18 protein-coding genes are annotated in these 18,926 nt (G+C 71.7%); 9 read left to right on the top strand and 9 right to left on the bottom strand.

The genetic code is table 11. From position 1 onward, the window contains the following. Window positions 1-30: 30 nt before the first annotated feature. Entirely contained in the window at window positions 31-210 is a 180-nt protein-coding gene (locus ACFOY2_RS29560) for a hypothetical protein (protein ID WP_379531366.1), read from the bottom strand. Window positions 211-315: 105 nt separating this feature from the next. On the opposite strand from ACFOY2_RS29560, the gene ACFOY2_RS29555 reads away from it, so the two are divergent. Both ACFOY2_RS29555 and ACFOY2_RS29550 read left to right on the top strand, forming a co-directional pair. Next, the gene (locus ACFOY2_RS29555; protein WP_379531365.1) at window positions 316-1,098 is read left to right on the top strand and encodes an SURF1 family protein; all 783 of its coding nucleotides are present in this window, start codon (window positions 316-318) and stop codon (window positions 1,096-1,098) included. Window positions 1,099-1,101: 3 nt separating this feature from the next. Next, a complete protein-coding gene (locus ACFOY2_RS29550; protein WP_379531364.1) occupies window positions 1,102-1,413 on the top strand; it encodes a DUF3817 domain-containing protein in 312 nt (103 codons plus the stop codon). Window positions 1,414-1,438: 25 nt separating this feature from the next. Here the strand turns inward: ACFOY2_RS29550 and ACFOY2_RS29545 are convergent, their stop codons facing one another. From ACFOY2_RS29545 to ACFOY2_RS29535, 3 genes are all read right to left on the bottom strand, one after another. Further along, the gene (locus tag ACFOY2_RS29545) at window positions 1,439-1,630 is read right to left on the bottom strand and encodes a hypothetical protein (RefSeq protein WP_379531363.1); all 192 of its coding nucleotides are present in this window, start codon (window positions 1,628-1,630) and stop codon (window positions 1,439-1,441) included. A gap of 106 nt (window positions 1,631-1,736) precedes the next feature. Next, on the bottom strand, window positions 1,737-2,798 hold the full coding sequence (locus ACFOY2_RS29540; RefSeq protein ID WP_379531362.1) for a protein kinase domain-containing protein: 1,062 nt from the start codon (window positions 2,796-2,798) through the stop codon (window positions 1,737-1,739). A 39-nt stretch (window positions 2,799-2,837) separates the two neighbouring features. Then, complete coding sequence (locus tag ACFOY2_RS29535; protein WP_379531361.1) at window positions 2,838-3,692, bottom strand: arylamine N-acetyltransferase family protein; 855 nt, start codon at window positions 3,690-3,692, stop codon at window positions 2,838-2,840. Between the two features lie 73 nt (window positions 3,693-3,765). Between ACFOY2_RS29535 and ACFOY2_RS29530 the strand changes: the two genes are divergently transcribed. From ACFOY2_RS29530 to ACFOY2_RS29505, 6 genes are all read left to right on the top strand, one after another. Then, complete coding sequence (locus ACFOY2_RS29530) at window positions 3,766-4,449, top strand: response regulator transcription factor (protein ID WP_379531360.1); 684 nt, start codon at window positions 3,766-3,768, stop codon at window positions 4,447-4,449. Next, window positions 4,446-7,481, top strand: a complete 3,036-nt coding sequence (locus tag ACFOY2_RS29525) for a DUF4153 domain-containing protein (protein ID WP_379531359.1) — start codon at window positions 4,446-4,448, stop codon at window positions 7,479-7,481. Before ACFOY2_RS29530 ends, ACFOY2_RS29525 begins: the two co-directional genes overlap by 4 nt. A gap of 8 nt (window positions 7,482-7,489) precedes the next feature. Continuing rightward, entirely contained in the window at window positions 7,490-9,016 is a 1,527-nt protein-coding gene (locus ACFOY2_RS29520) for an N-acyl-D-amino-acid deacylase family protein (RefSeq protein WP_379531358.1), read from the top strand. A 76-nt stretch (window positions 9,017-9,092) separates the two neighbouring features. Continuing rightward, entirely contained in the window at window positions 9,093-10,163 is a 1,071-nt protein-coding gene (locus ACFOY2_RS29515) for an alanine racemase (RefSeq protein WP_379531357.1), read from the top strand. 9 nt (window positions 10,164-10,172) lie between these two features. Next, window positions 10,173-10,553 carry a RidA family protein gene (locus tag ACFOY2_RS29510; RefSeq protein ID WP_357811489.1) on the top strand — a complete coding sequence of 127 codons (381 nt, stop codon included), beginning with the start codon at window positions 10,173-10,175 and terminating at the stop codon, window positions 10,551-10,553. A 9-nt stretch (window positions 10,554-10,562) separates the two neighbouring features. Beyond that, the gene (locus tag ACFOY2_RS29505; protein ID WP_379531356.1) at window positions 10,563-11,759 is read left to right on the top strand and encodes a hypothetical protein; all 1,197 of its coding nucleotides are present in this window, start codon (window positions 10,563-10,565) and stop codon (window positions 11,757-11,759) included. A gap of 6 nt (window positions 11,760-11,765) precedes the next feature. On the opposite strand, the gene ACFOY2_RS29500 is transcribed toward ACFOY2_RS29505, so the two are convergent. Continuing rightward, on the bottom strand, window positions 11,766-12,305 hold the full coding sequence (locus ACFOY2_RS29500) for a TetR/AcrR family transcriptional regulator (RefSeq protein WP_379531355.1): 540 nt from the start codon (window positions 12,303-12,305) through the stop codon (window positions 11,766-11,768). A 5-nt stretch (window positions 12,306-12,310) separates the two neighbouring features. Then, window positions 12,311-12,928, bottom strand: coding sequence for a LysE family translocator (locus tag ACFOY2_RS29495; RefSeq protein WP_379531354.1), 618 nt, complete (start codon window positions 12,926-12,928; stop codon window positions 12,311-12,313). A gap of 102 nt (window positions 12,929-13,030) precedes the next feature. On the opposite strand from ACFOY2_RS29495, the gene ACFOY2_RS29490 reads away from it, so the two are divergent. Next, window positions 13,031-15,772 carry a helix-turn-helix transcriptional regulator gene (locus ACFOY2_RS29490; protein ID WP_379531353.1) on the top strand — a complete coding sequence of 914 codons (2,742 nt, stop codon included), beginning with the start codon at window positions 13,031-13,033 and terminating at the stop codon, window positions 15,770-15,772. A gap of 9 nt (window positions 15,773-15,781) precedes the next feature. On the opposite strand, the gene otnC is transcribed toward ACFOY2_RS29490, so the two are convergent. The 3 genes from otnC to ACFOY2_RS29475 are packed head-to-tail and all read right to left on the bottom strand — an operon-like array spanning window position 15,782 to window position 18,489. Next, the gene (gene otnC, locus ACFOY2_RS29485) at window positions 15,782-16,399 is read right to left on the bottom strand and encodes a 3-oxo-tetronate 4-phosphate decarboxylase (protein ID WP_379531352.1); all 618 of its coding nucleotides are present in this window, start codon (window positions 16,397-16,399) and stop codon (window positions 15,782-15,784) included. Further along, window positions 16,396-17,643 (bottom strand): 3-oxo-tetronate kinase, encoded by a 1,248-nt coding sequence (gene otnK / locus ACFOY2_RS29480; protein ID WP_379531351.1) that lies wholly within the window; start codon window positions 17,641-17,643, stop codon window positions 16,396-16,398. The genes otnC and otnK overlap by 4 nt, the downstream gene beginning before the upstream one ends. A 60-nt stretch (window positions 17,644-17,703) precedes the next feature. Beyond that, window positions 17,704-18,489, bottom strand: coding sequence for a hypothetical protein (locus ACFOY2_RS29475; RefSeq protein WP_379531350.1), 786 nt, complete (start codon window positions 18,487-18,489; stop codon window positions 17,704-17,706). Window positions 18,490-18,926 lie beyond the last annotated feature (437 nt).

The following is an 18,926-nucleotide window of genomic DNA, read 5'->3' as shown; positions in this document are numbered from 1 at the left end:
CTGCCGCGGCGGGTCGTCGTGCCCGTTGGGTTACTGCAGGAGGAGGAAGGCGGCGACGCCGACGATCGCGATCGCGAGCACGACGGCGATGATGGGCAGCAGAGGCGACTTCTTGGGTTTGGCCGCCTGCTGCTGCTCCTGCTCGCGCGCGTTCGCGAACGCGCGGAAGGCCTGGGTGTTGCCCGCAGGGTCGATATGCTGGTCAGACATGGTCAGCAGCCTAGCGTGATCGCTCGTGCCATTTATGCGCTTTGGCGGGATCTGTAGGGATGGGCTGATTAGGGGACCGCCCCACCCGGCCGATAACTTTGAGGCATGCTCAGGACCCTGTTCTCTCCCCGCATCATGGGGCTGCACCTGTTGACGATCGGGGTCCTGGTCGCGTTCATCCTGCTCGGGCGCTGGCAGCTCGGCGTCTTCCAGGATTCGGGGAAGCCGCACGCCGACACGGACCCCGCGCCCGTCGCGGTCGCCACGCTCACCCGGATCGGCCCCCAGCTCCAGGGTGACGTCGTGGGGCGCAGGATCTCCGGGGAGGGCGTCTACGAGGCCGGCCGCCAGCTCCTGGTGGCCGACCGGCGGGCCGACGTCGACGCCCCGGGCGGCAACGTCTCGCGCGACGACGGCTACTGGGTGCTGACGCCGCTCAGGCTCGACGACGGCACGCTGATGCCGGTGGTGCGGGGCTGGGTGGCCAAGAGCGACGACCCGGCGGTGGCGGCCGTGCCGCAGGGCCGGGTCACGGTGGGCGGGCGGCTGCGCCCGCAGCAGGGCACCGACAGCGTGCAGCGGCGCGCGGAGGGTCTGCCCCCCGGCCAGGTCCAGACGGTCTCCACCGGCGAGCTGATCAACCTGTGGACCGGGCAGAAGGTGCGTGCCGGCTTCGTCGTGGCGCAGCCGCCGTCCGGGTCGCTCACGCAGGTCAAGGTTGATCCGCCCGTGGTCGGTGGCACGCTGACGTGGCGTAACCTCGCTTATGCGGCTAATTGGTGGATCTTCGCCGGATTCGCCGTGTTCATGTGGTTCCACTTCGTACGCGATGCCGTACGAGCGGATCGGGACCGTGGCAAGTCCCCTGAGATGGCTCTGGAAGGTTGAAACGTGGAATCGGCTCTGAAGCCCTTCCGGGTGCTGGCCTACGTCGTCGGCGTCATGCTGCTCATCCTCTGCGTCGCCATGGTGCTGCGGTACGGCTTCGGCAACGCGGAGCTGTCGAAGATCACCGCGCCCATCCACGGCGGGTTCTACATGATCTACCTGATCGCGGTCATGAACCTGGGGATGAAGGCACGCTGGACGTGGCCGTACATGCTCGGCATCATGCTCGGCGGCACGGTGCCGTTCCTGTCGTTCTACGTGGAGCGCAAGGTGACCCAGCGCGTGCAGAACGCCTCGGCCACGGCGGAGGCCTGAGCGCAGGCCCCCGCCGCAGGGGGCCTCAGCTCCCGATGCCGCGCTTGCGGACCCTCTTGAGCCTTTCGCGCTGAGACGGGTCGAGCATCAGGTAACCGACCACCGGGGCCGCGATCAGGCCGAGGACGACCAGCAGGGTGACCCACCCCGGCAAGAAGATCAACGAGAGCAGAACCGCGGCGCCTGCGCCAATGGCGTACTTCTGAACTGGCGACATCCTCAACTTCCTCCGAACGCGGAGCGCGCGCCCCGCCTCACTCACATTCTGCGTCGCCAACTCCAACGTGCGAACTCACCACGTTGGTTCCGTGTCGCGATGTATCTCAATCGTTGTGGGCCATCGAGCCGAACTCGCGGCGCAACTCGTCCAGGGTGGGGCGCTCGGAGGGGTTGCCCGACAGCAGGCGGAACAGGACGGGCGCCAGCGGCCCCGCCCTGGTCAGCGACGCGCCCGGCGCGGGCGGCGCGCCCTCGACGGCGGCGAAGAGCGTCGCGCCCAGCGACCACAGGTCGGCCGCCAGGGTCTGGGCGCCCTCCGGCGCCGTGTACGCCGGGAGTGTCCCCGCCCCCAGCAACGGGAGCAGTCGGGCCCCGCCCGCGGGGTCGATCATGATGTTGCCGGGGTGGACCCCGCCGTGGAACGCGCCCCCCGCCCGCAGCCGGTCGATCACGGCCAGCCCGATCATCGCCACGTGCGCGGCCGGCAGCGGGCCCGACGCTTCGAGGACCACGTCCAGCGGACGGTCCACGGCCAGGCGTTCGAGCGTCTCGCGCACCACCTCCGTGTGCGGCGGCCCCGCAGGATGCAGCATGGCCCTGACCAGCGACCTGAGCGGATCGGGGCCTTCTGCGGCCACCTGTCCCGGCGGGCGGCCCTCGATCGCGAAGTGCAGCGTGGCGGCCAGCGACCACACGTCGGCCGAGGGCAGCATGCTCAGGCTCGGGAAGCCGAACCCGGTCAGCACCGCCCGGCCCGTCGGCGTCAGCAGCACCTTGCCGGGATCGACCCGTCCGTGCACGATGCCCGCCGCGTGCGCGGCCGTCAGCGCCGACAGCACGCAGACGCCCACCCTGGCCGCCTGCGCGACGGGGAGCGTGCGGCGCGAGCGTACGGTCTGCTCCAGCGACGCCCCGGAGACGAACTCCATGATCAGCCACGGCATGCGGTCCTCGACCACCACGTCGAGCACCCTGACCGCGAACGGGTGCCGCAACTCCGCGGCCCTGCGCGCCTCGTCGAGCGCGACGTCGCGTAACTCGATCGGGACCCGTAACTCCCTGACCGCCACGTCGCGGTGTTCGGACTCGTCGAAGGCCAGGCGTACGGATGCGCCCAGGGGGTTGAGCAGCCGGTAGCGACCGGCGAGCTTCCTGGTCTCTCCCATGTCGAATTGCACGATAGCGCCCGTCCGCGGGCTAGGTCATCATGCCGGTTCGCCGGCCAGCCAGGCCTCGTGGGCGTCGTGCAGCCGGCGCCAGAGCTTCTCCTTCTCCTCGGCGCTCACGTCGTCCAGCGGCAGCAGGAAGATGTCGGCCAGCGCCGCGTAGTAGTCGCGCTCGGTGGAGAGCGTGACCGAGTCGGCGCCGTGCCCGATGCGGCTCAGCCTGAGCCCGCGCAGGCTGTCCACGCCGTAGGCGTCGCGCCGCTGGACCACGGCCACGCGGACGAAGCCGGACGTCGGCGAGGTCGTCAGGTGCTGATGCATGTCGGTGAAGGCGGACATGTCCGTGGGTTCTTGCCCGAAGTCCATGCCGATGAACGAACCGGCGGGGTCGTGCTCGAAACGCCAGCCGCCCGGCGCGACCTCCGACGGGCGCAGCCCGTAGGTGAAGGGCCCCTGCTCGTACGTGCCCGCGACCAGCGGGAGCGGCTCGTGCAGCGCGTCGCCGAGCCCGAGGTCCACCAGCCACTCGCCGCCGGGATTGTCGTCGGAGGGCAGGCCGCGCGCGGTGAGCACCAGGTGGTTGGCGGTGATGCCGGGCTCGACGTCCCGGGTCTGCACACCGCCGACGTGCCTGGTCACGTCGTAGCCGAGCGCCGTGGCCAGCGCGGAGAACGCGCCGTTGAGGTGGTAGCAGTAGCCGCCCCTGCCGCCGATGATGCGCTCGGCCGACTCCAGGGGATCGACGGTCGTCGGCCGGCCCAGCCAGATGTTCAGCGCCTCGTAGGAGACGCGTTCGACCTGCGCGACGTGCAGCGCCCGCAGGTTCTCCGCGGTGGCGGGGGCGTCGAGCAGGTGGGGCAGGCCGAGGCGGCGCAGATAAGCGGCTGAGTTCACCCCGCCAAGTCTGCACCGTATGTGCACGAATTTGGGAGTGTCGTCTGCACAGGGCGCTTCTAGGCTTTCGTACGTGGCAGAGCAGCGACGCATCCTCGTGGTCGAGGACGATGAGACGATCGCGCTGGCCGTACGGAACCGGCTGGCCGCCGAAGGCTTCGACGTCAGAGTGGCCGGCGACGGGCATGACGCCCTCATCCAGTACGGCAGAGCGGAGCCTGACCTGGTCATCCTCGATCGGCTGCTGCCGGGTCTGGACGGGTTGGAGGTGTGCCGCCGGATGCAGGCGGCCAAGCCGGTGCCCGTCCTCATGCTGACGGCGCTCGGCGAGGAGACCGACGTGCTGGTCGGGCTCGGCGTCGGGGCCGACGACTACCTGGCCAAGCCGTTCAGCATGCGCGAGCTGGTGGCCAGGATCCACGCGCTGCTGCGCCGGGTCGAGCGGGCCGCCCAGCTCGCGGTCGAGGACACGGTGATCAGGGTGGGCGAGGTGGAGATCGACACCGCGGCCCGCAGGGTGTTCGTGCGGGGCGCGGAGGCGCAGCTCACCAGGACCGAGTTCGACCTGCTGCGCCGCCTGGCCGAACGACCGGGACAGGTCTTCGAGCGCGACAGGCTCCTGTCGGACGTGTGGGGCTTCTCCGAGGCCGCGGCGACGCGGACCGTGGACAGCCACGTCAGGGCGCTGCGCCGCAAGCTGGGCTCCGACGTGGTGCGCACCGTGCACGGCGTCGGCTACGCCCTGGTGCGGCGATGAGGCCGCTGGACTCCCTCGGCCGGATCAAGGTCAAGCTCGGGATCGTGATCGTGCTGGCCGTGGGGACCGCGTTCGTGGTGAACGAGGTCGGCATCAACTCGGGGGCCTCGCGCGAGGTCCGCATCGCGGTCGCCGTGGCCCTGGCGTTGATCATGGTGCAGGTCCTGGCCACAGGCATGACCAAACCGCTGCGCCAGATGGCCAGCGCCGCCCAGACGATCGCCAAGGGCAACTACACCCTGCGCGTGCGGGCCACCTCGCGCGACGAGGTCGGGGAACTGGCCAGGGCGTTCAACGCGATGGCCGGCGATCTCGGCGAAGTGGACAGACAGCGGCGCGAACTCGTCGCGAACGTCAGCCACGAGCTCCGCACCCCCATCACCGGCCTGCGCGCGGTCCTGGAGAACGTCGTGGACGGCGTCTCCGCGCCCGACCCCGTCACCATGCGCACCGCGCTCGCCCAGACCGAGCGCCTCGGCCGCCTCGTCGCCCAACTGCTCGACCTGTCGCGGCTGGACTCCGGGGTACGGCTGATCGAACCCGAGGCCGTCGAACTGGCGCCGCTGATCGAACAGGCGGTCCTGGAGGCGTCGCTGGCCCGCGAGGACGTGATGATCAGCGCCTCGGTCCCCGGCGGGCTGGTCGTGCGCGCCGACCCCGACCTGCTGGCCCAGGTGCTGGCGAACCTGCTCGACAACGCCGTACGGCACAGCCCGCCGCAAGGGGCGGTGACCGTGAGCGCCCAGGCGCAAGGGGACGGGGTACGCGTGGCCGTCGCCGACCCGGGGCCCGGGATTCCGGCCTCGGCCCGGGCGCGGGTCTTCGAGCGCTTCTCCCGGCTGGACGCGGGGCGGGCCGCCGATTCCGGAGGCGCGGGGCTGGGGCTGGCCATCGTGAAGGAGATCGTCGAGTTGCACGGGGGTTCCATTCGCATCGACGACTGCGCGGGGTGCCGCATGGTGGTCGATCTACCAGGGAGGACGACGATGGCGGACAGTCCGCTGGAGGGTGAACGGGGCATGGTGGACGAAGGGCGACCGGAACCAGACACGCTTCCCGCCGAGGACGGCCAGATCGCCGCCGAAGGCGCCGGTGTTACGGCCGGACGCCCGGTGGGGACGCTCAGCCCGGCCGCCTTGGCCGCAAGCGTCGAAGGCGAGACACCCTCCGAAGGCCCGAGACCGGAGGCTACGGCCGATGCCATGGCTGGTAACGGTGCTGGTGGGGGAGTTGGCGGTCAGTTCACCGGGGCGTCTGGGGCCGGGGGCATGGGGCCGTACGGGCCGGTTGCGCCGCCCACCGGCGGCGGTCTGGCCAGGATGTTCGCCGGTGGCGTCATCGGGCTGATGGTCGGCTTCCTGGTGGGCCTGTTCGCGGCCGTCTTCGTCAGCATCGCCGTGGGCGACGGGCTGGCTCTCTTCACCCTGGTCCTGTGCACCGCCGTCGCCGGCGCGATCGGGATGTCCATGGGGGCTGGTTCCGGACGCAGGGCCGCGGTGGCCTACCAGGCGTCCCAGGCGGCGCCGTACCGGAACCAGATGGGGCCGCCCCCGCCCTACGTGCCGCCGCCGCTCTTCCCCAGGCCCGAACTGCCCGAGGCGCCCCGCTGGCTGCTGCCGGCCGCGGCGGGGGCGGGAGTGTTCGCCGCCGTGGCGCTGCCGGAGGCGGAGATCGGGCTGGGGCTGGTGCTCGTCGCGCTGGTGCTGGGCGCGGCGGCGCTGCCCGCCGTGACGCGGCGGCTGACGCCGTGGACGGTGGCGTTCGGCGTGACGGCGTACCTGCTGATCTCCATGGCGGCGCTCCGCGACGCGGACTGGCTGGTCGCGATCCTGCTCGTGGCGGGGGCCGCGCTGGGCGCGCTGGCGGTCTCGGGAGCGGGCACGGGCTGGCTCGGCGTGATCAGGGGCGGCGCGTCCGTGCTGCTCGCGCTGGGCCCGGTGCCGTGGTTCCTGGCCAAGCCGCTCAAGCGGCTGACAGCCAGGCGGCGCGTCATGCCGACGCTCGCCGCTCTGGGCATCACGGCGGTGCTGCTGCTGGTGTTCGGGCTGCTGTTCGCCTCGGCGGACGCGGTCTTCGCCTCCTACCTGAAGCAGCTGACGACCACGCCCGACTGGGCGGAGTCCATGCCCGGGCGGATCTTCCTGTTCGTGCTCTTCGGCGTGTTGCTGGCCGCCATGGTGCTGGTCGCGCTCAGGCCCGTGGTCGATCCCGTCGCGCCGGAGACGAAGTTCGGTGTGAGCAGAAGTGTCTGGGTCGTGCCGCTCACGGCGGTGAACCTGCTGTTCGCCTCGTTCGTGGTGGTGCAGATCACGGCGTTGTTCGGCGGCAGCACCTTGGTGTTGAAGACCGCCGGGCTGACCTACGCCGAGTACGCCAGGGCGGGGTTCTTCCAGCTTGTGGTGGTCAGCGTGTTCGTGCTGGGCATCGTGGCGGTCGTCGCCGGGCTGCTCAGGGTCGAACGCCGCGAGCGGTGGCTGCTGGCCGGACTGCTCGGGGTGCTGTGCGCGCTGACAATGGTGGTGCTGGCCTCCGCCCTGCACCGCATGAACCTCTACACCGAGGCCTACGGCCTGTCCAGGTTGCGGCTGTCGGTGCAGGCCACGGTCTGGTGGCTGGGCTCGGTGTTCGCGCTGGTGCTGCTCGCGGGCGGGGCACGGCTCACCGGCAGGGCCTCCTCCTGGCTGCCCAGGACGGTCGTGCTGGTCACCGGGCTCGGGCTGGCCGCCTTCGCGTTCGTCAACCCCGACCTCCGGGTCGCGCAGACGCAGGTCGAGGTGCGCGGCGTCACCAAGATGGACTCCGACTACCTGGGCGACCTGGGCGCGGAGGCCGTGCCCGCCCTGGACAAGCTGCCCGAGCCGCAGCGCAGTTGTGTGCTGCGGGACGTGGTGGCGGCCAACGCGCTGGACCGGCCCGACTCGTGGAACGGCTGGAACCTGGCCCGCGCACAGGCCCGCGCGCTGCTGGCCGAGCGGCCCGCCGACAAGGCGGTCGAGTGCGGCACGGTGTCCTCGCGTACCTCCTCTGATTGAATCCAGGGGTGAGCTTCGACGTACTCATCAGCGGCGGGCGGGTGCTCGACGGGACAGGCGCCCCGCCGTACCGGGCGGACGTGGGGATCGACGGCGACCGGGTGACGGCCGTCGGAAGGCTCGACGGCGCCCCCGCCCGGACCGTGATCGAGGCGGCCGGGCGGTTCGTCGCGCCCGGCTTCGTCGACTGCCACGCCCACGGCGACGCGGTCGTGTTCGAGCCCGGGGTGCAGCTGGCCGCGCTGCGGCAGGGGGTGACGACGTTCGTGCTGGGGCAGGACGGGTTGTCGTTCGCCCCGGGGTCGGCCGAGACCGTGGCCTACGCCTCCCGCTACTTCGCCGCCGTCAACGGCGCCCTGACCGAGGGGCCGCTGACGGTGGCCGAGCTGCTCGGCGGCTACGACCGCGCGGTGCCGCTGAACACCGTCTACCTGCTGCCCCACGGCACCATCCGCTACGACGTCATGGGGCCCTCGCCCGACGCCGCCTCGCCAGGCGACCTGGCGAAGATGCGGCGGCACGTCGAGCGGGGCCTGTCCGAGGGCGCGGCCGGGCTGTCGAGCGGGCTCGAATACCTGCCGGGCCGCTACGCCGACGCGCAAGAGCTGGCCGCGCTCTGCGAGCCGCTCGGCGCGCTCCCGTACGTCACCCACATGCGCGCCTACGGCGTGCGGGCCGAGGTGGGCATGGCGGAGGTCGTGGACATCGCGACCCGCTCAGGCGCGGCCGTGCACGTCTCCCACCTGCACGGGCCCGCCCCCGTCCTGCTGCCGCTGGTCGAGGAGGCGCTCGGCAAGGGGGTCGACCTGACCTTCGACACCTACCCCTACCTGCGCAGCAACACGATTCTGGCGATGGTGGTGCTGCCGCCGTCCGTGCCGGGCGCCGAGACCGAGCGCGCGCTTGCGATGATCGCGTCGGGGGAACTGGACGACTGGTGGCAGGGCCTGGCCGACCTCTGGCCGAGGCTGACCGTCTCCCACGCCCCCGGCATGGAGTGGGTCGAGGGGCTGACCATGGTGGCGGCGGCCGATCGGGCGGGGGTCGAGCCCGCCGAGCTCTGCCGCCGCCTGCTGACGGAGACGCGGCTGCAGGCGGGCGTCGTCTCCGCCCGTCCCGACGAGGGCCCCGAGGGCGAGCAGTCCGTGCGCCGGATGTTGCGGCACCCGTCGCAGACCGGCGGCTCCGACGGCATCTATGTGGGCGGCCATCCGCATCCGCGGGGGTTCGGGGCGTTCGCCAGATTCCTCGGGCAGCACGTGCGCGAGTTGCGGGACTGGACCTGGGAGCAGGCCGTGGTGCACCTGGCCTCCCATCCGGCCCGCCGCTTCGGGCTGGCGGACCGGGGGCTGGTGCGCCGGGGCTTCGCGGCCGACCTGGTGGTGTTCGACCCGGCGGTGGTGGGCGACAGGGCGACGTACGCCTCGCCGCGCACGCTCGCCGAGGGCGTGGACGACGTGATCGTGTCGGGCGTGCGCGTGCTGGCCGGCGGCGAGCTCACCGGGGCGACCCCGGGCCGGGCCCTGCGGCCGTGAGGCCGCGGCGAACCGGGATCCGGCCGTGAGCCTGTGATGGACTGGGATAAGGTCGGACGCGGACGAAGGGGGTTTTGTGAGCCTCGGGCAGTCGATCTTCGAGAGCGAGCTCGGCTTTCCTCTGATGGTGGTGCACCGCGACGCGCTGGAGCACAACGTCGCGACGATGGCCGCCTTCGCCCGCGATCACGGGATGGAGCTGGCACCGCACGCCAAGACCCACATGTCCGCTGAGATCGCCGCCCTTCAGCTCGAAGCGGGCGCCTGGGGGCTGACCGTGGCGACGCCGCGGCAGGCCCGCACGGTCAGGGGGTTCGGGGTCGGGCGGATCATGGTGGCCAACCAGGTCGTCGACCCCGCGGGGCTGGCCTGGGCCGCCGGTGAGCTGGAGCGCGATCCCGAGTTCGAGTTCCTGAGCTTCGTCGACTCCGAGGCCGGGCTGGACGCTCTGTCCCGCCACGCTTCGTCCCGGCCGTTCCGGGTGCTGGTGGAGCTGGGGCACGAGGGCGGGCGGGCCGGCTGCAGGACGCTCGACGACCTGCTCAAGCTGGCCTCCCATGTGCAGACGGCGCCGGGGGTCGAACTGGCAGGGGTGGCCGGGTACGAGGGGGCGCTGAAGACCGCCGACCAGGTCCGGAAATATCTGGACCTGTTGCAGGAGGCCGTCGAGCACGTCCGCGTCAAGAGCCCCATCCTCAGCGTGGGCGGGAGCCAGTGGTTCGACGTGATCGGGCGCGAACTGGTCGCCACCCAGGCCAGAATCCTGCTGCGCAGCGGCGCGTACGTCAGCCACGACGACGGCTACTACCGCGAGCGCACGCCGTTCAACCGCATCGACGGCGAGCTGCGCCCGGCGCTGGAGGTGTGGGCCCACGTGCTGTCCACGCCCGAGCCCGGGCTGGCGATCGTGGGCATGGGCAAGCGCGACGCCCCCTACGACGAGGGCCTGCCCGTTCCGCGGCGCGGCGGCGTCACCATCGTCAAGCTGCAGGACCAGCACGCCATCGTGCGCGCCGACGGGCTCAGCCCCGGCGACCTGCTGGCTTTCGGCATCTCCCATCCGTGCACCGCGTTCGACAAATGGCGCGTGCTGCCTCTGGTGGACCGGGATTACCGTGTCGTTGGCACGATACGCACGAGCTTCTAGGGAGATTTCGTGAAAAAGGAGCTAAGGACCACCGAAGGCGCTGCCCCGATCGGCGCCTACTCGCAGGGTCTCGTGGTCGGCGACTTCGTCTACACCTCCGGCATGGGCCCGCTCGACCCGCACACCGGCGAGCTCGTCGGCGACGACGTGGCCACCCAGACGCACCAGGTCATGCGCAACCTCGGCGCCGTCCTCGCCGCCCACGGCCTCGGCTTCGACGACGTGATCAAGTCCACGGTCCACCTGCAGCACGTCAAGCGCGACTTCGCCGCCTACAACGAGGCCTACAAGTCGTACTTCAACGAGCCGTTCCCCGTGCGCACCACCGTGGGCTCCGAGCTGCTGGACATCCTGGTGGAGATCGACTTCGTCGCGCACAAGAGCGCTTAAGGTCTGGTTGTGGACAGTTCGGTTTACGTCTTCGTCGAGGACCTGCGCGGCGAGGGCGTCGAGCGGGTGCTCGACAGGGTCAGCGCGTACGGCGTGGCCGGCATCACCGTCGGCGCCGTGCACCACGCCTCGCGCGACGTCACCCCGCACGGGCTGTCCAGGCTCACCATCCGGCACGACGGGGCCCACTTCGTGCCGGCGGCCGACCTGTTCGCCGGGCTGCGGCTGAGGCCCGTCCCCGGCTACCTGGACGCCTTCGACGGGCTTCGGGACGCCTGTGCGAAACGGTCCATGAAGCTCCATGGATGGACGGTCTTCCTGCGCAACGCCGCGATCGGCGAGAAACATCCGGATGTGACCGTGCGCGACTGCTTCGGCGACCGAGGCTCGCTCACCGACCTGTGCCCGGCCCACCCCGACGTGCGCGATTACGCCGTCGCGCTGGCCAGGGCCGTGGCCAGGCTCGGGGTCGACAGCGTGGTGGCCGAGGCGCTGCACTTCAGGCCGCTCAAGGCGCAACGTTCTTTCGTGCCGCTCGGGCCGATGGACGCCTACCTGTTCGGGCTCTGCTTCTGCGACTACTGCATGCGCCGGGCCACCGACCTGGGCGTGGACGCCGAGGTGGCGCGCGACGAGTGCGCCAGGATCGTCGGGGGCGTGTTCGACGGCGACCCGCCCGCGCAGGGCGAGGTGACCAGGGCGGCCCTGACCGCCTACGCGGGGCCCGACGTCGTGGCCTACGCCCGTGCCCGCTCCGAGACCGTCACCACGCTGGTCTCCGAGGTGGCCTCCGCGGTGGCCGGCGAGGGGTCCAGGCTGGTGTTCATCGACTCGACCGGCGGGGTCAAGGGCTATGCGGACGGGCTGCCCACGCCGGGGCTGGCGGCTCATGACGCCTGGCAGCTCGGGGTCGATCTGGTGGCGTTGGGCGATCTGGTGCCCGCCTTCGGGGTGCTGGCCTATGCCAGGGACGCGGCTCGGGTGGCCGACGACGTCGGGGCCTACCAGCGTTCCGTGGGCAAGGACCGCGAGGTGCGGGCGGTGTTGCGGCCGGGATATCCCGACAGCGACTCCACCGACCGGCTGGTGGCCAAGGCGCGCGGGGCGAAGGCGGCGGGGGCGTTGGCGGTAGATTTCTATGCTTATGGGCTGGTGCCGCATCCGGTGCTCGACCGCATCCCCGCCGCTCTCTCCGAGACCCTCTGAGGGCTTTCAGACGCCGTCGAGCAGGGCCGCGACCGCCGTTTGCGCGAAGTCGTCGTTCACGCGCATGCCCCTGAAGACCGCCCGCATCCACACGGCCCCGGCCAGCAGGTCGACGATCAGCATCGGGTCGGCCGACGCCTTCAGCTCGCCCCGCCGTAGCGCGCGCTCGAAGATCTCGCGTTCCCTGGCGAACCGGTCGGCGAAGAAGCGGCGCGCGTCGAGCTCGGGATGGCGGACGGCGGCGCCCAGCGCGGCGACGGCGATGTCGCTGCCGGGCGGCTCGGTGAGCAGCCGCCTGACGCCCTCGACGAGGGCGACCAGGTCGCCGCGCAGGCTGCCCGTGTCGGGCGTCTCGAACCCCAGCACGTCGGCCTCCACCAGCGCGGCCCCGAGCAGCGCGGCCTTCGACGGCCACCACCGGTAGATCGTCGTCTTGTTGACGCCCGAGCGCTCGGCGACGCCCTCGACGGTCAGCCCGTCGTAGCCCTTCTCGGCGACCAGCCGCAACGTCGCGTCGAAGATCTCCTGCTGCTTCCTGGGCGCCATACGCCTCATTTTCTCCCGGCGAACGCCGTGATCACGCCCAGCCCGAGGTAGACGAAACCGCTGACGTAGCGCAGGGTCGCGGCCCTGCGGGCGAGCCGCCGGCCGAGGGCGCCGGCCATGTACGCGTACACGAGATCGGAGATCGTCCCCATGAGCAGCAGCGTGAAGCCGAACACCACCACCTGCAGCGTGGGCGAGCCCGCGGCCGGATCCACGAAGGCCGGCAGCAGCGCCAGGAAGAACAGGGCCGTCTTGGGGTTGAGCATGTTGACCAGCATGCCTTCGAGGAACACCTTGCGCAGCGGCTGCGGGGCCGGGGCGCCGGCGTCCTCGTGCCTGCCGCTGGTGAACGCGCGGATCCCCAGGTAGACGAGGTAGGCGACGCCCGCCCACTTGACGATCGAGAACAGCGTGGCCGACTGGGAGATCACGTACGACAGGCCCGCGGTCGCGGCGGCGATGTGCACGAGCGTCCCGGTCTCCACGCCGAGCGCACTGGCCAGGCCCGCCGTCCTGCCTTGGGCGAGCCCTCTGGCGGTGATGTAGAGGTGGTTCGGGCCGGGGATGATCACCAGGGCGATCGAGGTGGTCAGGAAGAAGGCGAACGTGCTTGGAGGTATCACGAAAGAGCAGCGTAAGATCCTTTTGGTCTGTTGATGAAGGCCAATTCCGGGCCAATTTCGTGGACCAATGCAATGTCGGCAGAGCGTGGCATAGTTGCCGACATGAACGGTCTTCTCGTCGGGCGCTCTGTTGAGCTGGCCAAACTCGTGCGGGTGCTGGGCTCCGCCGCCGAAGGCATGGCCGGTGTGGCGCTCGTCGGCGGCGACGCGGGCATCGGCAAGACCCGGCTGGTCACCGAGCTCGTCGCCCAGGCGCGCGAGCAGGGCTTCAACGTCCTGGTCGGCCAGTGCGCCGAGCTCGGTGACGCGTTGCCGTACCTTCCCTTGGCCGACGCGCTGCGCGGCGCCGAGCCCGCCGTGCGCGAGGCCGCCGCCGCCCATCCGATGCTGGGCCAGCTCCTGCCCGGCAGGGAGAGCGCGCCCTCGACCGGGCTCACCCAGCAGCGGCTGTTCGGCTCGCTGCTGGGGCTGCTGGCCGACGTGCAGCCGGTGCTGTTCGTCATCGAAGACCTGCACTGGGCCGACCGGTCCACCCGCGACCTGCTGGTCTTCCTCAGCCGCATGGTGCAGAACGAGCGGGTCTGCGTGGCCGGCACCTACCGCACCGACGACATCCACCGCCGCCATCCGCTGCGTTCCGTGCTGGCCGAGCTCAAGCGGCTGCCCACGGTGACGAACGTCGACCTGGGGCCGCTGGGTTCTGGCGAAATATCCGACTATGTCACCACTATGGGTGAGGTCGGCGCCCACGACCTGGGCCTGATCGTCTCCCGCGCCGACGGCAACCCGTTCTACGCCGAGGAGCTGTTCGCGGCCATGGCCGAGGGCGACAGCCTGCCCGACGGCCTGGCCAGCCTGCTGATGTCCAGGGTCGAGGTCCTGTCCGAGGCCGGGCAGCGGGTGCTGCGGGCCGCCGCCGTGGCCGGGCGCAGAGTCGAGGACGACCTGCTGCGCGAGGTGTCGGGGCTGCCGCTCGCGGAGTTCGAGGAGGCGGTCAGGGAGATCGTCTCGCGCGGGCTGCTCAAGATCAAGGGCAACGGTTACACCTTCCGCCACGCCCTGCTGCAGGAGGCCGTCTACACCGACCTGCTGCCCGGCGAGCGCACGCGGCTGCACGGCGCCTTCGCCCGGCTGCTGACCTCGCCCGCCGAGCTGGCCCACCACCACCTCGCGGGCCACGACCTGGCCGGGGCGCTGGCGGCCTCTGCCGAGGCGGGCCGCGAGGCCGAACGGCTGGGCGCGCCCGCCGAGGCCCACAGCCACTACAACCAGGCGCTGAGCCTGTGGGAGCGGGTGCGGGACGCGGCCGCGCTGGCCGGGGAGAGCCGGTCGGAACTGGCCTTCCGCAGCGCGGTCATGGCGGCCGACAGCGGCGACAACCACCGCGCGATCATCCAGCTCCGCGCCCTGCCGCCGACCTCCGAGGTCAGCGAGCGGCTCGCCTACTACCTCTACGAGACCGACGACCAGCCCAACGCGATCGCGGCGGCGGAGCGGGCCGTCGAGGCCGCCGACGATCAGGCGGCGCTGGCCAGGGCCCTGGCCACGTACGCCCGCACGCTCCTGTGGAGCCCCCGCCACCACGAGGCAGAGGGCCTCACCACGCGGGCGCTGGAGATCGCCCGCGCGGCCGGGGCACGCGACGCCGAGGTGGGCGCCCTGCTCAGCCTGGCCACCTACGTCGAACTCCTCGGCGACGTGACCAGGGCCCTCAAGCTGGTCGAGACGGCCTCCGCGGAGGCCAGCGGCGACCTGGCCATGGACCTGCGGGCCCGCTTCAACCACGCCCGCATCCACTACGAGCAGGGCCTGCTGGACCAGGCCGCCGAGATGGCCGACGAGGGCATCCGCATGGCCTTCGACACCGGCCTCAAATGGAGCACCTACGGCACCGACCTGCGATTTCTGCGCTTCCTCATCCACTACGTGGCCGGCGAATGGGACGAGGCCGAGGCGGTCGCGGCCGGCTTCGGCGCGCGGGTGGGCACCCTGCCGGAGGCGATCCTGTCGTCGTTCGCGCTGTTCATCGAGGTCGCGCGCGACCTGCCCGCCGTGGAGGGCCGGCTGAGCTGGCTGAGCCCCTTCTGGGACAACGAGCTGGCCGTCTACATGTCCAGAGGTCTGGCCGCCGAGCACGCGCTCTGGCACGGCGACCCCGCGGCGGCGCTGGAGCACGTCCACGCCGCGATCGCGCCGCTGGCCCAGGGCGAGTCCGGCCTCCAGCGGCTGGCCGCCATCGGGCTGTGGGCGCTGGCCGAGCTCGGCACCACCGAGGGCGCCGACGAGCTGCGGGCCCGCGCCCGCCTGGCCGTCGACTTCGCGCCCGCCGGGGAGCGCGGCCACCTGGGGCCAGAGGGGCTGGCCTGGGCCGCCAGGGTCGAGGCCGAGTGGCACCGCGTCCACGGGCGGCTGTCGGTGGAATTGTGGCGCGAGGTGGTGTCGGCGTTCGACTTCGGCTTCGTGTACGAGGTGGCGCGCGCCCGCTGGCGGCTGGCCGAGGCGCTGCTGGCCGCCGGAGACCGGGAGGCGGCGCAGGCCGAATGGGAGCTGGCCAGGGAGGTCGCGGGCAAGCTGCGGGCGGCGCCGTTGGAGGCGGCGCTGCTGGAGTTCGGCCGGCGGGCCCGCTTCGGTGGGGTTTCCGCCGGTGATGGCGGGCTGACCGGGCGGGAGGTCGAAGTGCTGCGGTTGGTGGCGGAGGGGCTGACCAACCGGGAGATCGCCGAGCGGCTGTTCATCGCGCAGAAGACCGTCAGCGTGCATGTGTCGAACATCCTGGGCAAACTGGAGGTCTCCACCCGCACCCAGGCCGCCGCGGCGGCGCGCCGGCGCGGCTTGCTGACCTGAGCGCGCGCTTCAGCCCGGTTCGAGGGCGCTGCGTTGTTCCGGGGTGAGTGGCCGGGTGCGCAGGCCCTGGAGGAGCAGGAACAGTTTGGCCGTCTCCTCCAGCTCTTCGATGGCGTCCATCGCCGCTCCCAGGGTGGCCCCGGCCACGATCGGGCCGTGGTTGCTGAGGAGCAGGGCCGAATGTGTGCGTGCCATGTCCTCGGCCGTTCGCTCCAGGCCGTGGTCACCGGGGGCGAAGTAGGGCAGGAGGGGCAGGCGGCCGACGCGCATGGCGAAGTACGCGGTCAACGGGGGGAGCGCGTCCTGCGGGTCGAGGCCGTCCATGCAGGAGACGGCGGCGGCGTAGGTGGAGTGCGTGTGCACCACCGCGTTCGCCTGAGGTCTGGCTCGCAGGAGGGCGGCGTGCAGGAACGCCTCCTTCGACGCCTTGGGGCCGTGCACGTGGGCGCCGTTGAGGTCGATCAGTGACAGATCGGGTGCTTCGACCGTGCCGAGGCTTGAGCCGGTCGGGGTCACCAGGACGCGGTCGCCGACCCGTACGGACAGGTTGCCGGTGCTGCCGTGGGTGAGGCCGCGCTGGAAGAGCGAACGGGCGGCGGCGATGATGGCTTCGCGTTCAGGGGTCATCGGGACGCCTCCAGCAGCAGGGCGGGCTCGCCGAAGTTGCCGGATTTCAGCAGCAGGGCGAGGCCGGACGTGGTCAGGATCCACGGGACGCCGCGGGCCGCCTCGGGGCCGATCAGCCCGCCGGGCACGCCGAGCGCGCTCACGACGGCCCCCGAGGTCTCGCCGCCCGCCGAGATCACCCGGGTGACACCCCGTTCGACCAGGCCCCGGGCGATGCGCCCGATCGCCGACTCCAGGATCGCGGCGGACCGTTCCGCGCCCAGGGCCCGCTGGACCTGGCGCAGCGCCTCGGGCTCGAGCGAGGAGTAGATGAGGGGCGCTTCGGTGTTAGGCGTGAGGGTGTCGTACCAGGCCAGGGCCTTTTCTGCGAGCGAGGCCGGGTCGGGGTCGGCCTGCGCGTCCAGCCGGTACGCGGGCCTGCCCGCCTCGATCATGGCGCCGACCTGCTCCAGCGTACGGGCGGAGCAACTGCCCGCCAGCACCGCGGCCACCCCTTCGGGGGCGGAGGCGGGCGGTTCGTGGTGGTCTGCCGGCGTGCGGGCCGCCGCGAGCCCGCCCGCGAGCCCGGCCGCGCCCGCGACCAGCGGTTCAGCCGCCAGAGCCCGGCCCGCCGCAGTGAGGTCGGCGTCGTCGATCGCGTCCACCAGGGCGTAGCGCACGCCCTCGGCTCGCAACTCGGCCAGCCTGCGCGCGATGCCGCCCTCCTCCCGCACCCGCGCCAGCGGCACGACGCCCGACCTGTGGGCGCTCTGGGCCTCCATGACGCGCGGGAGGCAGGAGTCGGTCATGGGGGTGAGCGGGTGGTGGCGCATGTGCGACTCGCTGAGCAGTACGTCGCCGACGAAGAGGTAGCCATGGTACTGCGTGCGGCCGTGCTCGGGGGAGCTCGGCGTCATGGCGACCACGGGCACGTCCATCGCGTCGGCCAGGGCGTCGAGCACCGGGCCGATGTTCCCGTCCGGCGTGGAGTCGAACGTCGAGCAGTACTTGAAGTAGATCTGGCCCGCCCCGCGCGCCCGCAGCCAGTCCAGCGCCGCCAGCGACCGCGCCACCGCCCCGGCCCTGTCGATCGTGCGCGTCTTGAGGGCGATCACGATGGCGTCGTGGTCGGGGAGGTCGCTTCCCTCCGGTGGGACGTCGAAGAACAGGACGGTACGGATGCCGCGCCGGCGCAGCGCGATCGCGACGTCGGTGGCGCCGGTGACGTCGTCGGCGATGGCGCCGATGGTGCTGCTTTCAGACATATGCCGACGTTATCCGCGTCAAATGACCGAATTGTCCCTTGGGGGGTTGGTCGCGGGTTGTCAGCTCGTGACGGTCAGGTCGCGCCGTATGAGGTACCCGGCGGGGTCGGTATGCAGATACACGAGGTACTTCGCGGCATCCGCCTTGCCCGTCTTGTCGGTGGTGACGATCGTGATGACGACGTACTTCTTCGCATAGGTCGAAAGGATCTTGCCGTAGGCGAAGTTGCGGTGGCCGTAGTCCCGCTTCCAGGTGACGGCGCGGTCGGAGCCGAGTTTCTTCAGGCGGGCGGCGGTGTTCTTGGCGTCCTGCTCACTGGGGAAGGATGCCATGATCAGTATGGCCTTGACGTGCCCGTTCTTGGCCGAGTACGCGATCTGCACGGCACGTTCGCAGTCGTTGTCCGCCAGCACGCCCTCGGCGTCCACCGGGTCGCACGAGTTGTACGTCCAGCCGGCGACCTTGTCCGCGCTGAGTTTCACGCCGCCCAGGGAGAAGTTCCAGTCCTTGAACTCGGTGTGGGTGAGCGGCGAGCCCGCCTCCACCCGGCTGGAGGTGCTCGGGCGAGGGCTGGTCGGGGTCGGGGACGGCTCGTAGGAGGGCGGGGCCGTCGTCGCCGGATCGGACGGGGGAGTCGACGGCGGGTTGGACGGGAAAGCCGATGGCGGCTCGGTCGGAACGGTGCTCTGGAGGGCGAGCGTCGGGGCCGGGCCCGGTTGGCTCAGGTAGACGTACGCGCCGATGCCGCCGGCGCCCAGGAGCAGCACGACGATGCCGGCGACCAGGGTGACGATCAGGGCGATGTTGTTCCGCTGCTGGGGAGCCTGCGGGTGCGTCGGCTGCATGCTCAGGTACGTGCCGGGGCCGTACTGGAGCGTGGACGGCCCGGACGCCGCCCCTTCCTGCCCATAGGCCAGCGTCTGCCCAGGCGGTCCATAGGCCTGCGTCTGTCCGGGCTGGCCGTAGACCGGCGGCTGCCCAGGCGGCTGGCCGTAAGCCTGCGTTTGTCCGGGTGCCCCGTAAGCCTGCGTCTGCCCGGGTGGCCCGTGGGGAGGTGTTTGTCCGGGTGGCCCGTAAGCCTGCGTCTGTCCAGGCGCCCCGTGGGGCGGCGTCGGAGGGCCGTACCCCGGTGGTGGGGTGGGCGTGCCCTGCCCTGGCTGGCCGTGACCCTGTGGCGGCGGTGCTCCCTGCCCAGGCGGTCCGTACGCCGGTGCCGGCCCCGTCCCCTGCGGCCCGTGCGGGCCTTGAGGTTGGGGTTGGGGAGGCTGCGGAGGGTACGCCA

This window comes from Nonomuraea purpurea, from assembly GCF_042650645.1.
Taxonomy (GTDB): Bacteria; Actinomycetota; Actinomycetes; order Streptosporangiales; family Streptosporangiaceae; genus Nonomuraea; species Nonomuraea purpurea.
The sequence above is the reverse complement of the archived record's forward strand: the minus strand, read 5'-3'. Positions and strand labels throughout refer to the sequence as shown.

Coding starts and splice junctions, on each gene's coding strand:
- ACFOY2_RS29545 (WP_379531363.1), bottom strand. CDS start 1,630: ATGTCGCCAGTTCAGAAGTACGCCATTGGCGCAGGCGCCGCGGTTCTG.
- ACFOY2_RS29540 (WP_379531362.1), bottom strand. CDS start 2,798: ATGGGAGAGACCAGGAAGCTCGCCGGTCGCTACCGGCTGCTCAACCCC.
- otnC (WP_379531352.1), bottom strand. CDS start 16,399: ATGACCCCTGAACGCGAAGCCATCATCGCCGCCGCCCGTTCGCTCTTC.
- ACFOY2_RS29525 (WP_379531359.1), top strand. CDS start 4,446: ATGAGGCCGCTGGACTCCCTCGGCCGGATCAAGGTCAAGCTCGGGATC.
- ACFOY2_RS29555 (WP_379531365.1), top strand. CDS start 316: ATGCTCAGGACCCTGTTCTCTCCCCGCATCATGGGGCTGCACCTGTTG.
- ACFOY2_RS29500 (WP_379531355.1), bottom strand. CDS start 12,305: ATGGCGCCCAGGAAGCAGCAGGAGATCTTCGACGCGACGTTGCGGCTG.
- ACFOY2_RS29490 (WP_379531353.1), top strand. CDS start 13,031: ATGAACGGTCTTCTCGTCGGGCGCTCTGTTGAGCTGGCCAAACTCGTG.
- ACFOY2_RS29560 (WP_379531366.1), bottom strand. CDS start 210: ATGTCTGACCAGCATATCGACCCTGCGGGCAACACCCAGGCCTTCCGC.
- ACFOY2_RS29475 (WP_379531350.1), bottom strand. CDS start 18,489: ATGCAGCCGACGCACCCGCAGGCTCCCCAGCAGCGGAACAACATCGCC.
- otnK (WP_379531351.1), bottom strand. CDS start 17,643: ATGTCTGAAAGCAGCACCATCGGCGCCATCGCCGACGACGTCACCGGC.